The 14,672-nt window shown below is 52.4% G+C and carries 10 protein-coding genes; 4 read left to right on the top strand and 6 right to left on the bottom strand.

Translation table 11 applies throughout. The annotated features are described in order from the left end of the window. Window positions 1-286 precede the first annotated feature (286 nt). Together ACMCNM_RS02900 and ACMCNM_RS02895 are read left to right on the top strand one after the other, a co-directional pair. Window positions 287-1,681 (top strand): PLP-dependent aminotransferase family protein, encoded by a 1,395-nt coding sequence (locus ACMCNM_RS02900; protein WP_412763905.1) that lies wholly within the window; start codon window positions 287-289, stop codon window positions 1,679-1,681. Window positions 1,682-2,437: 756 nt separating this feature from the next. After that, window positions 2,438-3,001 (top strand): hypothetical protein, encoded by a 564-nt coding sequence (locus ACMCNM_RS02895; RefSeq protein ID WP_412763904.1) that lies wholly within the window; start codon window positions 2,438-2,440, stop codon window positions 2,999-3,001. A gap of 388 nt (window positions 3,002-3,389) precedes the next feature. On the opposite strand, the gene ACMCNM_RS02890 is transcribed toward ACMCNM_RS02895, so the two are convergent. Further along, window positions 3,390-4,832 (bottom strand): B12-binding domain-containing radical SAM protein, encoded by a 1,443-nt coding sequence (locus ACMCNM_RS02890; protein WP_412763903.1) that lies wholly within the window; start codon window positions 4,830-4,832, stop codon window positions 3,390-3,392. On the opposite strand from ACMCNM_RS02890, the gene tmk reads away from it, so the two are divergent. Then, entirely contained in the window at window positions 4,826-5,437 is a 612-nt protein-coding gene (gene tmk, locus ACMCNM_RS02885; RefSeq protein WP_412763902.1) for a dTMP kinase, read from the top strand. The two genes, ACMCNM_RS02890 and tmk, sit on opposite strands and share 7 nt — an antisense overlap. Before the next feature lie 52 nt (window positions 5,438-5,489). After that, entirely contained in the window at window positions 5,490-8,201 is a 2,712-nt protein-coding gene (locus tag ACMCNM_RS02880; protein WP_412763901.1) for a tetratricopeptide repeat protein, read from the top strand. A gap of 425 nt (window positions 8,202-8,626) precedes the next feature. On the opposite strand, the gene ACMCNM_RS02875 is transcribed toward ACMCNM_RS02880, so the two are convergent. The 5 genes from ACMCNM_RS02875 to ACMCNM_RS02855 form a co-directional block, all read right to left on the bottom strand. Then, complete coding sequence (locus tag ACMCNM_RS02875) at window positions 8,627-9,088, bottom strand: hypothetical protein (RefSeq protein ID WP_412763900.1); 462 nt, start codon at window positions 9,086-9,088, stop codon at window positions 8,627-8,629. Beyond that, window positions 9,081-11,150, bottom strand: a complete 2,070-nt coding sequence (locus ACMCNM_RS02870) for an integrase (protein WP_412763899.1) — start codon at window positions 11,148-11,150, stop codon at window positions 9,081-9,083. Before ACMCNM_RS02870 ends, ACMCNM_RS02875 begins: the two co-directional genes overlap by 8 nt. Continuing rightward, on the bottom strand, window positions 11,143-12,705 hold the full coding sequence (locus tag ACMCNM_RS02865; RefSeq protein WP_412763898.1) for a site-specific integrase: 1,563 nt from the start codon (window positions 12,703-12,705) through the stop codon (window positions 11,143-11,145). The genes ACMCNM_RS02870 and ACMCNM_RS02865 overlap by 8 nt, the downstream gene beginning before the upstream one ends. Beyond that, complete coding sequence (locus ACMCNM_RS02860) at window positions 12,698-13,984, bottom strand: tyrosine-type recombinase/integrase (protein WP_412763897.1); 1,287 nt, start codon at window positions 13,982-13,984, stop codon at window positions 12,698-12,700. The genes ACMCNM_RS02865 and ACMCNM_RS02860 overlap by 8 nt, the downstream gene beginning before the upstream one ends. Before the next feature lie 132 nt (window positions 13,985-14,116). Next, the gene (locus ACMCNM_RS02855) at window positions 14,117-14,668 is read right to left on the bottom strand and encodes a single-stranded DNA-binding protein (RefSeq protein WP_027594878.1); all 552 of its coding nucleotides are present in this window, start codon (window positions 14,666-14,668) and stop codon (window positions 14,117-14,119) included. Window positions 14,669-14,672 lie beyond the last annotated feature (4 nt).

Genomic DNA, 14,672 nt, shown 5'->3' with positions numbered 1-14,672 from the left:
ATTGTAATTACAAAAATAGAATCGACTCAATTTATTTCAGCATAGCGCGAGCACATCGATTGCATCGATTCAATCAACTTATTGATTTCAAAAGATTTCTGGAAAAACCACTGAATTCCCTGAAGCAGTTCGCCGAGCGCTGCCGAAGCTGAAGGACCTTCAGTCGCTCATCTGGCCGGCAAAAGCCAGCTCAATCGATGTAATTTGCCTACAAGAAAACACAATTACTCCTATCAGACCTTTCGTGCTAGGCTTCCGCGTTCTTGCAGCCTTTGGTGCCATTTCTATGTGGGTTCCTCACTACAGCGACCTGGCGCAGCCGGTCTATCTGATGATCGCCGACGCCCTCGAACAGGACATCGGCAGCGGCCGACTGACCGCTGGCGATCGCCTGCCGACCCTCAAGGACTTGGCCGAATCATTGAACGTGACGCCTGGCACCATTGGGCGCGCCTATGACGAAGCCGCCAAACGGGGCCTGGTGGTGGGCGAGGTCGGCCGCGGCACCTTTGTGTTACAGCAACGCCCGGCACATGCGCCAGCCTCGGCAGCACGCCCCATGCCTGCGCCAGCCGAGCGCGAGAGTGGCCAGATCGACCTTTCGATCATCAAACCCAATGACGCGCACATGACCGACTGGTTGCGCGGGGCAATAAACGAACTGGCAGCATCTCCCGACCTGGCCCAGGTGCTCGATTACGTCACCGAGGGTGGTCACGCGACGCACAAGCAGGCCGGTGCGGCCTGGATTCAACGCTGGCTACCCGAAGCGAACTGGCAGCAGGTGGTGCTGACCTCGGGCGCCCAACACGGGCTGCTGGTGGCCATCAGCAGTTTGTCCAAGAACGATGACGTCATCCTGTGCGAGTCATTCTGCTACCCAGGCATTATTTCCCTGGCGCACAGCATGGGGCGCCGCCTGCGCGGCGTGGCCATGGACGAGCACGGTTTAATTCCCGAAGCCTTGCGCGCGGCGTGCCTGGAGCACCGCCCTTCCCTGCTGGTGTGCGTGACCACCCACCAGAACCCGACCAACTCGATCATGCCCCACGCGCGCCGTGAAGCCATCGCCGAAATCGCCCGCGAGTTCGACCTGTTCATCGTCGATGACGATATCTATGGCTTCCTTGAACCGGCCCCTGATTACAAACCGTTGGCAGCCTATGCCCCGGAGCGCTCGGTGTACCTGACCAGCTTGTCCAAAAGCGTGCTCCCAGCGTTGCGGATCGGTTACCTGTATGCCCCTCCGCAGACCCTCTCGCGGCTCTCATCAATGGTGCGCAGCAGCGTCTGGATGCCATCGCCGTTGATGGCGCAACTGGCCAGCAACCTGATCAACAGCGGCATGGCCGACCAACTGGTGCAGGTGCAGCAGGACGAAGCGGCCGCGCGCCAGCACATGGCCCGCGAGATCCTGGGTAAGTACAAGGTCCGCAGCCAGCCCAACAGTTTCCATCTTTGGCTGGAGCTGCCCGAGCCGTGGACCAGCGACGAATTTGCCAACCTGGCGCGCAACAACGGCGTCACGGTGGTGAGTGGCAGTCAGTTCCTTCCGGAGCGCAGCGCTGCCACCTGCGGCGTGCGTATCGCACTGATGACGCCAAGCCGCGCGGAGTTGGGCTTTGCTCTGACCAAGCTGGTCAGCTTGCTGGACTCGCCGGAGCCGCGGCTTTTTTACTAGGGCCGGTCTAGCCAGCTCCACAACTCTGGACAGGCGCTCTTGCGCCTTGCATAAAAAAACCCAGAGCATTTTGCCCTGGGTTTTCGCTGTAGCTCGACGCTAACCGCTCTGATCAGAAGGGTTCTATCCAACAAAAAATTGTCAACAGCGCAGATTTCGTTTGAGATCAGTGCTATAGAACGCCTGAGCGTACCAGCTTTTAAGAAGCCGTAAACACCTTAGGATTTGAGGTACGGGTTGTTTACATTTTCTTGGATCAGCATGTCATTCGCCAGCAAGCGGCCTGGCTGGTACTGTCGAGCTTGGACGGTCCTCGCGGATACAGGGAGGGTTGCCGCCTGAGCGCTGCAACAGGTGCACAGCCATGAAGGAAGGCACTCCAAAAATGCGAAGCCACATTACTGGCCTCGCATTTTTAGAACTGTGGGTCAGACCGTCGAGCTGAGCATTTGGCGGCGGCCCGCAGCCCGCTATCATCTGAAACACAATAAAAATGGCCGCCGTAGCTCGCATGCACGATTAGTGCTATGATAGATGTCAAGTATTCAGGAGGAATAACTTCATGAAATTTAAAGTTTTTTTCTCGAATCGTTTGGTTTCCGAGGCTAACTCGAAACTCGCCAGGCGTAAAGACGACTCCCGTAGCACGTTGCCGCTAGAGGTGGGTGATATCATATACAGCACTCGTCAGAGCACAGATGAAATCAGGTCAGCCTTTGAAGCTGCGTCGGTACGTTTGAGAAAGGCTTAGGACAAATGGAAGAAGGCGGTTATAACTTTATCTACACTGAATTAGTAAAGAATGAAGATGACATTTTAGGGATAATCGCCTACTCCCTCTATAAGCGACAAAAGATTGAATTCATCAAAGGATTCAAAAATAAGCATGGCCGGGACCCCACTGACGCAGACCTCTCTCACTTTCACGAAGTAAGCAACTCAGGCTTCCAACTGCAGGCTTACCGCAATCAAGCAGACAAACTGGCTCAAGATTTTCTAACAATTACGCTGGAAACCAGGGCCGAAGAACTTGAGCAGTACTATGAAAAAAAAGTAACGTCCGAGATCAGGAGCTATAAACCCAGCTACTGGCTTGGAGTGTCTCAAGGAGTAGTTGCCTCTGTGATTTTTGTATTACTACTTGGCGTACTCGTAATTTTCACCTGGAGCCTCAACCAAGGCCCCAGACAAGTTATCGAACAAATCTTCAACGTTAAAATTGTGGATAACACCCCGACTAAGAGCGACTCAGATAACTGGATAAAAGCGTCAAATGAACCAAACGTTTCTACCCCCTTACCTGATGGTGCCAGCCAATAGCCGGGGCACTGCTTAAACAAGGATCCCCCAGTCGCTGCTTCGTATATCACCCACACGACTCTCACCGCTGTGGGGAGCAATTCATGGTTTCGCAAGATTCGCTTAATGGCTCTTTGAGTACACGGTCGCTTTCTAGCGCGGACGCCCATCAAAGGCCCTCACACTCTTAGCCACCATGACTCGACCTAGAGCCATTTCGATGATGTACATCTTCAGGGATGGAATCGCGTTTTTTACTCACTAGACACAACACAAACTGAGCGTACGGATCCCAGAAGGGTCGCTCCGCTCAGCAGTAGCACTCAAGAGTTCGACGGCAATAACTTAAGCGCTCCCCTGAGATCTTGAAACTAACAAAAAACTGCATGCCTTGCTGGCTCGCTTCTGCCTAGCATTGACTTTTTCCAACCACACGAAAAGGTAATTTTGACACGTCACTCGCTGCAACATCGCGATCAAAGTCAGTACGCGTGTAATCACGAGGGTAATAAGAGAAACTTTTCAATGCAAAGTAATCATCCATATCCATAAAACGCCGGGATAACTCAAGGCTCGCCGCCTCTGCTGAGCATGCATCAAAATCATGACTGAGATTAATAGTCGATATACCACTTTCATGTGCACTGTTTGAGTCAACCACGCTCGCACCGAGCTCAGACCATTCACGCAAGAGAACTTTCGTAGCTATGGGTGGCCCATATGCTACAACAGGACCGACCGAAACCCCGGCAATCGAATCTTTATGGTTGTCAAGAAACGAACGGGTTTCGTCAAGCGTTTTAGCCGTCTCACCAGGATAGAGCAGGACATTTACCTTGGCGGAGATGCCGTAGTCCCTACAGGCCTCAAGCAGAATAGATGCTCGGCGAATATAGCGCTCGGGGTTCTTCGATTTACGCATATTCCGGATTTGTGTTGGTGAGGCCGTTTCTAGTCCGAGATCGAGCACTTTCATACCTGCCTCGGCGAGACAAGCAATCGTTTCAGGCGTGAGCACATCAACGCGGCTTTCTGTCCGCCACGAGATATTTAGGCCGCCAGCCTTGAAAGCCTTCGCAAGGCCAGCACCCCACTTCACATTTGGGACGAACATTGATGATTGAAAATAGGGCCGAATCTCACCCCCTCCATACTGGCCAGAAACTGCTACTAACGCATTAGCCATGTGCTCCACTGCACCTAATTTCTCCAGAGGAATATCTCGCTCCTCGCAGAAAGCACACCCCATGCCACATCCACGCGACGCTTCAATGCTCGGTTGATAGCGCTCAAAGCCCGATACTAAAGTATGATTTAAGGCGACATCTGGTTTCGGAGCGGAAAGGATCCGCAATTCAGGTGCGTCAGTGAGCAGGCTAGCTATTCGTGGCTCCGCGAGACCTGGGACCAAAAGGTTCGCTTCCGGTAGCTTTGCATGTAACCAGTCAGGATCAGGTCCAACGACCCAACGCCCCCCAACAATAATCTTGGCCCCCGGGTCAAAGCGACGAACCAACTTACAAAAAATCTGAGCCCAAGGAAGGGCGTAGAAGCTTGGAATGGATAGCATTATCGGAAAATTGGACGGAAATCTCCCTTCTTCCACTAGCGCGTTTAGAACCTCGGCCGGTTCACGATGCTCGCCATGCACCAGAAGGGTCGAAGTACCCATGGTATCGAGGGTGGTTGCCAGCGATAACGCACCATAATTAAGATAGAGCTGACGGCGAGCAAGCATATGGTCGCGTTTTTTGGGCGACAACATGCCAGCGGATACGAATACCACAGTATTAGCGCGCTTCATTAAACACCAATTTCTCTTGACTTTAGACCAAAAGGATGCGCATGCCATTTCTAAGCATCGAGGGCATTGACGGCAGCGGGAAGAGCGAACAAGTTAAACGACTTGTTGAACATCTTAGATCTCTTGGACACTCGGTGCTACAGACAAAAGAACCTGATGGAGGGCATTTGGGTAGCGAGATTCGGGCAATCTTAACGCACTCCGATCGAAAGCTCTCTCCAACTGAGCAATTGTTGTTGGTCAGCGCTGCACGATATGGTCACGTGGAAAAGGTCATTCGGCCTGCATTAGAAAACGGCGAGTGGGTTATCTCAGATCGCTTCGTTGATTCAACATATGCATATCAAGTCGCAGTTTCCGATGTCGATCTGCATCAGCTGTTCCGCTCAGTCACCGACGTTGTCGTAGGAACTACGCTCCCCGACTTCACATTCATCCTCGACCTTCCACTAGAGGTAGCAAGAACCCGGAGGGACCAGCGTCGTGACGGCGTCAACGACCCAGCGGAAGCGACACGGGATTTCGCGTCCATCCGGAACGGGCTTTCAGAGGTGGCAGCCAAAAATCCGAAGCGTTGTCATATCATCAACGCTGACCAGCAACCGGATGAGGTTGCACGCGACATCTGGCGCATAGTGGAACGAATACTGTGAGATCCTGCAACCCTTAGACCAAGTAAATCCCGTCGCGCCCCCAGAGCCTGCAATGAATCCGCAAACCCGTAACCTACTAATTCAACGTGTGATTGATTCGCTAGCCATGTTGGCGCCCGGTTCCACTTTCGAGCGTTTCGGGGTCCTCCTGATTCAGCGGATGTGTGGCACCACACTGGTACAACGTGGCTCTTCAGTCAACGGTAGTCCTGTTGGGGGCGCTTTGGACGCTGTCTCCGTAGATGGTCGGATCGTGGTTGAGGCATCGATACAGAAAGGTTACTTTTCCGGCGTAATGAAAAAGCCCTGGGACGATCTTGACCATACTCTCTTGCTTGCGCCGCTCGCCAAAGACATCTATCTGCTGAGCTCGCAGCGCGCGGAAACAGGCGTCATCGAAGCAATGGTAAATTCAGCTTTGCAACAGAGCCGCATGGCTGGACGGCAGCTGCATCTGATGGACAGCCGCGCTATCGCGGAGGCTATCATTGACACGCTGATGCTCTGTGATGATGCAATCGACGACTTAGCGGAATATCTGCCTGTCCTTGCCGAAATCCGAGACGATCACCCTGCGTCACTGAAGGTTCCTCTACTGAGCGATATTTATGTAAGGAATGAGGTAGTTGATGCAGCGCTTGATCAACGGCTAGCAGCATCAGCCTGTGTCGAGATCAGTGGTATTGGTGGTATTGGTAAGTCACAAGCTGCCGCTGCATGCCTATTGCGGAACGCACATCGCTTCGAATATAGATTCTGGGTCAGTGGCCGGGATATCGACACTATTGAGCGACTCTCTTCAGTCCCGGTCAAACGCGGCGGTGCCGAGCGAAATGTTAGCGGATTATTGAAGAAGAATCGCACCTTCTTAGTCGTAGATGATGCGCGTCCAACCCTGAAGATCGAGCAATTAGCCGCTCTTTGCGGGCCAGGTTCTAGAATTCTGATCACTCGACAGAACCCCTCAATAGGAGCATTCCCCATGCCACCCATGGCGGAGATTCAGGCTCGTGAATTGCTTGGCAAAGGCCTCAGCACCCTTCCATCTGAGGAAGAGTTTCAAACGATCTGGAGCGCCGTCGGCGGACACCCTCTAAGTCTAGTTATGTTGAATGCTGCCGCCCACGAAGAGGTGCCGTGGAACGAACTCGCCGGGGATTGCGCTAATGTTGCTAACCTGGAGCATGACGGTGCTAGGCTCGCCGATTGTATTCTGGGGCGGCTGAAACTAGTTCTGGAAGACGAGCTGTGCATGTTCCAATGGGCAGGTCAAAGCCACTGCGATCGTGAATTTTTCAAGTATGTTATCGGACCACTCCGTTTGAAACCGTTCGAGCGCCATGGTTTGACTGCGCCAGAGAGCAAAGCATCAATCCGTGTCCACGATATCGTTTTTACCGCCCTAAATTCGTTAAATTGGCTAACCGAGGAAAAGGCACGAGCAATTGATAACAAACTCGAAGCGTTCATTCTACAGCAAATCCGAGCGAATGGGCATGCGCTACAGCTGATCGCATCACAGCTGAACGGCAAGATCGCTAGCAATGTCAACAAGGGTGATAGGCGCCCAGCCTTCCTTTACACTTTAGCTATGGTCTGGAAAGGGACGGAAATTCAACATGAATTACTGCCTAATCCGCTCGAGGATGCAAGTCGACTTAAACAGTTAGACGCATCCCAAAACGAGGTAGACATTTTAGTAGTTCTCGAAACCATCGAAGCAAAAGAACGCTATCTACGTCAAACGAAAGGAGAACCGACGGCTAGAGCATGGCTTGAAACAGTCTTGGAAGCATATGACGACCTAGCTGCAATGGTCGGCCTTGATATTCGCCAAGCTGCTGAAATCAAATATCATCATGCGAAAACTCTTCATAATTTGAGGAGATATAGGGATGCGCAACGCTTATTCCTGGAGGTGGTTGCCAGTTACCCGCTAAACGAAGCCAAACTCCAACTACTGAGATCGTTTGGTCGGCATCCCCAAGGCTATGAAACGGCTCGGCGATATGCCTCAGAAATTATCCATGCAAAACTGGAGAAAAACAACGTGGCCCCTTCGCTGCTAATGGCACTGGGTGACGCCCTAAATGGAGCAAGACAAACATGGGCAGGCGAACTCCTCAAGCAACATGAGGAACTATTTCTACAAGAAGCACTATACAGTGCCGCTATCGGAATACCGCAAGGCTATCACTCAGTCGCAAGCTTCGTACGTGCATTGACTTGGCATGCCCCAGAACGGGTTAAGAGCGTATTGGAGCGATTACCCGAACCAACCCCTCTGATGTTGGACGATGACCAAAGCCGCGGTGGCTACGCAGAAATCATGCTGCTTGCATCGGACGTCAATGCTGTTGACCTGAATCTAGTCCTAGAGGCTTTCGAAACGCTGAAATCGCCAGATGCCTATCAGAAGCGCAAGTGGGGAGAGTCGCTTTATAAACTGGGCCGCTACGTAGAGGCAGAAGCGATTTTAGAGTCCATAGTAGATGGGAGCGGGCGGATATGGCTGGCTCATAACCTATCACAGGTGAAACTTGAGCTAGGCAAGCTCGATGAAGCCCTCGACCTCGTCAACGAGTCTATTGAAGGAGCGCATGGCGCCAACGAGAAATATCGTAGCAGTTTCCTTCTGCAACGCGTAAAAGTAAAGGTCGCACTTGGTCAAGACATCTCTTGTGACATCGCCGAAGGTCGGTACCATACGAAAAATACAGGACTTCTAAGTCAGTTTTCTTCATTCGAAACGATCAACACGTAGACTTCAAGAAGACAGTTTTAGTTCTATTGGAGTGGAGAGCGCATGACCGGACGGCATCCTCACCTCAGTTTTCGGAAAACTAAGAGCTTTTCCTGCACCGCTCCTCTTCAATTGAGGCTCCGCACCACGCACAGCTGTCGCCAAAATGCTCATCATAGGCGCCTTGACACACTATTTGGCGATCCTCGTCAGCTTGAGCATCCCGCTCGATACAATCATTACATAAGATGACGGTGGGATATTGTTCGGAGGTGCTGTCAGATTGCATATCCCCAAAAACGATACAAGTCTTCATAGTTAACGACTCCTAGTTGACAAACCCAGTGTAATCGCTGAGCGACTAACAATACACATGAGCTTGGAGCTAATACCGAGCCCTCTGTTTCAGGAGCTAACCATTCAGAGTAGCACATTGAAAATTTAAGCTACTCCTGAGCTCCATATTTTTTGCCGAGGGCATTCTTAGTCAGCTCCCTATCCACCAGAGGGAGAGGGGTATTCAGATACTCTTTAGTCAAACCTTTCAAGTAGGCGTTATAAGCCCACGTCACAAACTGCTCAAGTATATGTTCATTTTCTACTTTCAGTCGAGCGTTCTCAGCAGCCAATCGCTCAAGACGCTCCATAATCGGCCCAAGCTCTTGGGAGGATAGTTTTTTTTGCTTCTCAGGACCGGGCGCCTTGCTAAGCCTCTGTTTTGTAGACTGATATGCCATTTTTATCCGAGCGTGTTTATCGAGCGCCTGACGCGTGTAGCGAACACCAAGTCGATTCTCAATCTCATCAACGAACAGATCCCAAGAAAGTTTGGCAGCCCATCCGTCCAATACACCGACAATTCTTTCAAGCGCGCAGTCATCAATATTTTTCGCCCGCCGTTTAACCATGTTCATTTCCTTTTATATGGCTAACGCCCGCCCGCGCCAAGCGATCCGGAGTCGAATCTCTATCAGATGCGCCACGATCCTCTAAGGCTTGCTCTGCTTCTGGCCAGGACACAGTCGGAACATCCCCCAATTGGATGACAGCGCCAACCGCAACTGCAGGGTTGTCAAAAATATCTGTGAGCTGGGTTAATCGCTGCACTGTCTTCTGGTGATGCTCCATCCATCGGTCAGCGCCGTAATAACCTTGTACCGTTGCCTCCTCAGCACGACTCAACAGTTGCTTCGCCTCTTCTAGTCGACGCCTCACCCTCATAGCCTTACCTTCGTCCCCCTTTACGCAGACATGCTCATTGCAATTGATACAATCCGCATGTCGTTCACATGGCGTCATCGTGTAGTCATGCACGCAGAAGCCGAAATCAGTCGTGTGCGCCGTCGGAATCTTAAGCCGTGCAAACTCATCTCTTGAGATGGGGATATTTTTTGGCAGCTGTGCAAGCGGACCAAACATGAGGGTTTGATCGCCAATGGACTCACGAATCTTCGCCACCATTTGATCTGCGGTCACATGGTCATACGCCTCGTTCTGGCGGATGTCTAGCCGGCCCGACCACTTCGCAATGTCCAGCTGACTCATCCCCCCCGCCTGAGCAAGGGTGTTCAGGTAGTGGCGGAATTGATGGGTAGAGACTCGAATTGGGCTTCCGTCGGGCTCTGTCAAACCAAGCCGGTCAAATATTGACTCAAAACCGTGCGCACTTCTCGTTCCGAGTGCTGTATTGACCTGATTGCTACTGACTGGCTCAATGACGCAGCCAAATGTACCTCTCTCAGGATGCAACTCGTTTCGCCGCACTACGATGAGTGCCTCTGAAAATTTGAGCCCTACCACTGCATTTAATAGTGGGAAACCTGATGGAAGCTGTGCTATTACGGCCTTTTCGATATCAGTAAATCGGGCGTATAAACGATTGCTTTTTTTGATCAGAAAAACATTATTTGCGGAGCACCATGCATACGCAAATGAAGCCGATCCTTTATCCAGTAAAATTACCTGCTGAACCTCTTCCATTGTTAGAAATTCTTCGCTCCTCAGGTGCTGCAAATTCTGAGATAGATAAAGTTTTTCTGGATTCAACTCGTACCATCTAGAAATACGCCGAGCGTCTTCCGTTAATCGTCGAATCCTGGCAATGGCCTCAGCGACAACTGGAGCCATTGAGGGGATAATCCATTTAACCATTGGATCAGCCCCTTTAGCCGGCTTCCACCGCAAGCCATAAGCGGCTCTACCGCCTGACGTTTTTTCATGAACCTCACAATTCTCGGCAAGCAGTAACACCTCATTGATGCGATCAGGCGCCGAGCAGAGAATGGCGGCAATAGACGAAAACAGTATATCTTTGGTTTGAGTGGCAAAGTGAAACGCCTTGGGAAGCGCTTCCAATGCTGCTTGAGATGGCATTTTTTCGCCGCGGCGCTTGTCGAAATCCGGCCCCACTCGGGCTGCGTCGAGCGGTCGGTTAATAGGACTACGCCAGGAGAGAGGAACTGCCGTCAAACGGTGTTCGGAGATGAATGTTGCAATCAGCTCAAGCTGAGTACCAACTCGATAGGCTGTCGTTTCTTTAAGCCGTTCAGCGATAATGCGTGCGGCACGATTGAACGTACCTCCGTCTATCATCACCGGAGTTAAGTGATCGCTTTCCCTAAAGGCCGCGTCAAGCGCCCTCAGTGCAGTGACGCGAAAAGCTTGATTCTTGGTCGGTCGTATACCCTGCATAAATCGGACGTACGCTTTCGCAAAAAGTACAAAGGGCTCAGACATCTGAGTAGGTAGCCTATCGCCTGCTGACTCTTGAGTAGAAAAGCAAACGCGGACCCGTTCCTTTCCACGGCCCTTCTGCTGAGTCGCCTCCGTGACATCCCATGCCATATCGTCAAAACGTAGGTCGGCTCCGAAAATGGTCAGTTGAGAGCGAGCCATTGAAATAAACTCGCTCAGATTCTCCGCAGCATCGCGCTCTGCCTTGGGTGTGAATACCACTACGCTATCAGGCATCCTTCATCCCCCCACGCCTCTCTCGTGCGAGCTGAACCACCTCCGCAACGGCAAGAATCGTACGGTCATTTACTGCTGCAATACGGCCGTCAGCCTCTGCGCTCAGACGCTCGCGCTCAAGCAGCAAGTACTCCAGTAATGCGTCATGAGGGCCGTCTACCCAAGCCTGGAAGCTTCTACAGGTGTAGCAAGCGATAGGAGCCATAAAACCACACGGTCCGTCGCGACCACAGTTTCCCATCGGTTTCATCGCTTCGCCGAATCGAGGGTCCACAATACGACTCGTGGGATCATGGCCACGAATCGCGGCAGACTCGCTAATAATGACGACACCGGCAAAGGCATGAGCAAGCGGGGCCATTCGAAGCGCCACGGCACGATCGATCCGCTCGATGATTTCCGGCGTAGATTTCACGTAGATTCCGACATTCTGAGTGTCGGTGTGGTCGAGCAACTCAGCGATGATGAGCTCACCATGCCCTTCTCTTGCCGCAGACGTAGCCACCGTATGTCGCAGTCTTTTGGAGGTGATTTTGATGGGTTCACCGGTCCGCTCCGAATACACACGCAAGGCCTTAAATACCGATTTGATTCTGTTGCCGATCTCTTCAGGCGATGTGTGATGGTGAAATCCTGGACGGATCTTTTTTGTCGGCATCCTTTGCGGAAACAATGGCACTTGGGATAGTGCGCCGGAGAACTTGCCCTCACGTCCAAACCGGTCGTAGACACTGTCCGCGTATCTTTTAAGCATTTTTCCGATGCTCGGGATGATCAGTCGATCCTTGAAATGTTCCCGCCGTGCCCCCGCCCTCCCCTGTTTAACCCTAGGAACGCGAAGTACGTACTCGATGGCCCCATCAGCTTTCACAATTTCCCTGACATCGCCTACTTTCAACATTGCGTATTGAATATTCCTTTGCCCCAACTGCAAACATAGCCAGGCCAGGAGAAAGTCATCTAGTTCAATCGTCTTGGCGGCAAAGGCATCGTTAAGAGCTGCTTGCGTGGCTGAGCGCTCGATGTCAGTAAGCGGTCCTTTGAGCGGGTCCATCGTGAGGACGGACGTGCCCTTGGGATTCCCTTTGAGGCGAAGGCTTTTCAGCAAACGTATGGCAGCCTTCGTCAAGCCCGGAACGCCCAAACTGTCCCACTTCTTGAAAAAGGCGCTTAAGCTCCCCAGCCTCCACTCAGTTTCCCATGTCAGAGAAGCTCGAAAGCTGGCGAGCAGCGGTGCATCGATAACACCGACGGGCTGGCCCTGTGCAGCCGATACCGATTCCAGTAAACGCCTCAAATTATCAAACAGATTGACAATTGTTACCGCCTGCGCATTTTCGGCATACCAAATCAAAGGAAATTTCGCTGCTGCGATTAACTCATCTGTAGCACACCCACTCAACCTTCCGAAGTTCACACTGATTGGTTGGAGGCCATCATGGAACGTCCAACGGTTGGCACTTGGGTCGAAAACTGCTCCGCTGAGCGTCCTCACTGTGGCTGGCAGGCCCAAATAACTTGACGATTTACATGTAATCACTCGGTTTTCAGTCATCACTTGAGATACCTTCTACTTGCGTAGCTTGCATCGCCAAGGACACCTGCTGAGCTTTCAGTCGGACGTGCCGACGGGTGTAATTTACCGAGGTCTTCGAGGTCGGTGCCCACCCCATCAGAAACGAACGCATGCGCTCTTCTTCGGCTTCGGATACCTTCGCTCTGTCCATTAGGACCGAGAAGCGGTCATTCCAAGTGTGGCGAAGAACATGCGGAGTAACAGTATCGAACTCACCATTAAATGCATTCCGCAGTTCGGCGAATATCGCGTTTACAGCACTGAGCGACAGAGGCGCCCCGGTGCCCATGGCGATGAATAGAAATGGGTGACGTCTAGCGCCCTCAAATGCTCGGCGTGTGTTTGTTATGTATTCGTGCGTCAGCTTACAAAGGCCTGGGGATAACGGAATCTTTCGGTCGCGCGTCTTGACCAGTGGCTGCTCCTTTCGGGGATCCTCGGGATCATCTGCACGCCTGACCACCGTCAGCTCCTCCGACTGAAAGTTAATATCGGGAATCTTTACGTTTAAAACTTCGCCACGACGCAGGCCAAGCTCATAGAACCACCGGACCAGGAGAGCGTTTCGAATGCATGTGCCTTCCCCCTTCCAAGGGTTCTCCGGTGATGTAGGTGACGTAACAGTGAGAAGTCGCTCAGCCACCTCAGCCTGAAGCCCTTCCCGCTGTCCGATGGTATTCCGGCCTTTATGACGCGGCACCCGCGCGTCTAGCGCCTCTTTGCAGGACGTCCATTCATTCCGAAGACGCTCACCCTCAACTGCACCCGAGAGATAGCGAGCCATGTGGTATCTCACCAACCAATCAAGATAGTCGCGGATTACCCGAATACGGTTAGCTGCGGTATGACCCGCCACTTCAGCCGGTGCAGATTGTCGTTGAACAAGGCGCACACTTTCCCCGGAGAATCTAGGAACAGATTCCTGGGCACGGGGAAGTGATTTGCGCTTCAGTTGATCAGCGACAGGCCGCCTGCAGTACCGGACAAGTTCGTCGAGCTCGTTTAGACGAAAAACCCCGCCCTGGCGGATCCGCTGCTGAATATCAATCCCTCTCGAGTCGAGGAATAGCTGCAACACCATGATCGACCGCAAGACCTGGTCAATCGTGTTGCTCGCTCTGTTGGTAGCCCGAATCTCGCTGAGCACGTAAACAGACGGCTCGAATAGGGGAGCACCCGTGGCTAGTGCAATCAGCACCGGCAAACGCTCTCCAGAACTCAACACGAGCGTTTTTACAACGTAGGGATTGAGAGCCATTTGTTTACGCCTTTGAAAGGTAAACGCTTAACAAATGTAGCCCTTATCCCGCAAAAATCTGTAAACAATAAAAAAGCGAAGCCAAATCAATGGCTTCGCTTCTTATGTTTACGGCTTTGTAAAACCTACACTTCAGAACGGAATATCGTCATCAAAGCTGTCAAAGTCAGCCGCCGGCTGCGGCGCTGGCTGCTGCGGCGCTGGGCGCTGAGGAGCCTGTTGCGGGCGCTGGGCCTGCTGACGTGGTGGCGCCTGGTTGTATTGTTGCTGCTGGCCACCCTGGTTGTAGTTGTTGCCACCACCCTGGTTGTACTGGTCGCCGCCACCTTGCTGGTTCTGCGGACGGCCGCCCAGCAGCTGCATGGTGCCGTTGATGTCGACGATGATCTCGGTGGTGTAGCGCTTGATGCCGTCTTTTTCCCACTCGCGGGTCTGCAGCTTGCCTTCGATGTACACCTGCGAACCCTTGCGCAGGTATTCACCGGCGATTTCGGCAACCTTGCCGAACAGCGACACACGGTGCCACTCGGTACGCTCGACCTTCTGGCCCGACTGCTTGTCGGTCCACTGCTCGCTGGTAGCCAGGCTCAGGTTGGTCACGGCGTTACCGTTGGGCAGGTAGCGGACTTCGGGATCCTGGCCACAGGTGCCGACCAGAATGACTTTGTTAACCCCACGGGCCATAACG

The organism is Pseudomonas sp. NGC7, from assembly GCF_047159675.1.
In the GTDB taxonomy this organism is placed as follows: domain Bacteria; phylum Pseudomonadota; class Gammaproteobacteria; order Pseudomonadales; family Pseudomonadaceae; genus Aquipseudomonas; species Aquipseudomonas kermanshahensis.
This window is presented reverse-complemented; position numbering and strand designations above follow the sequence as displayed.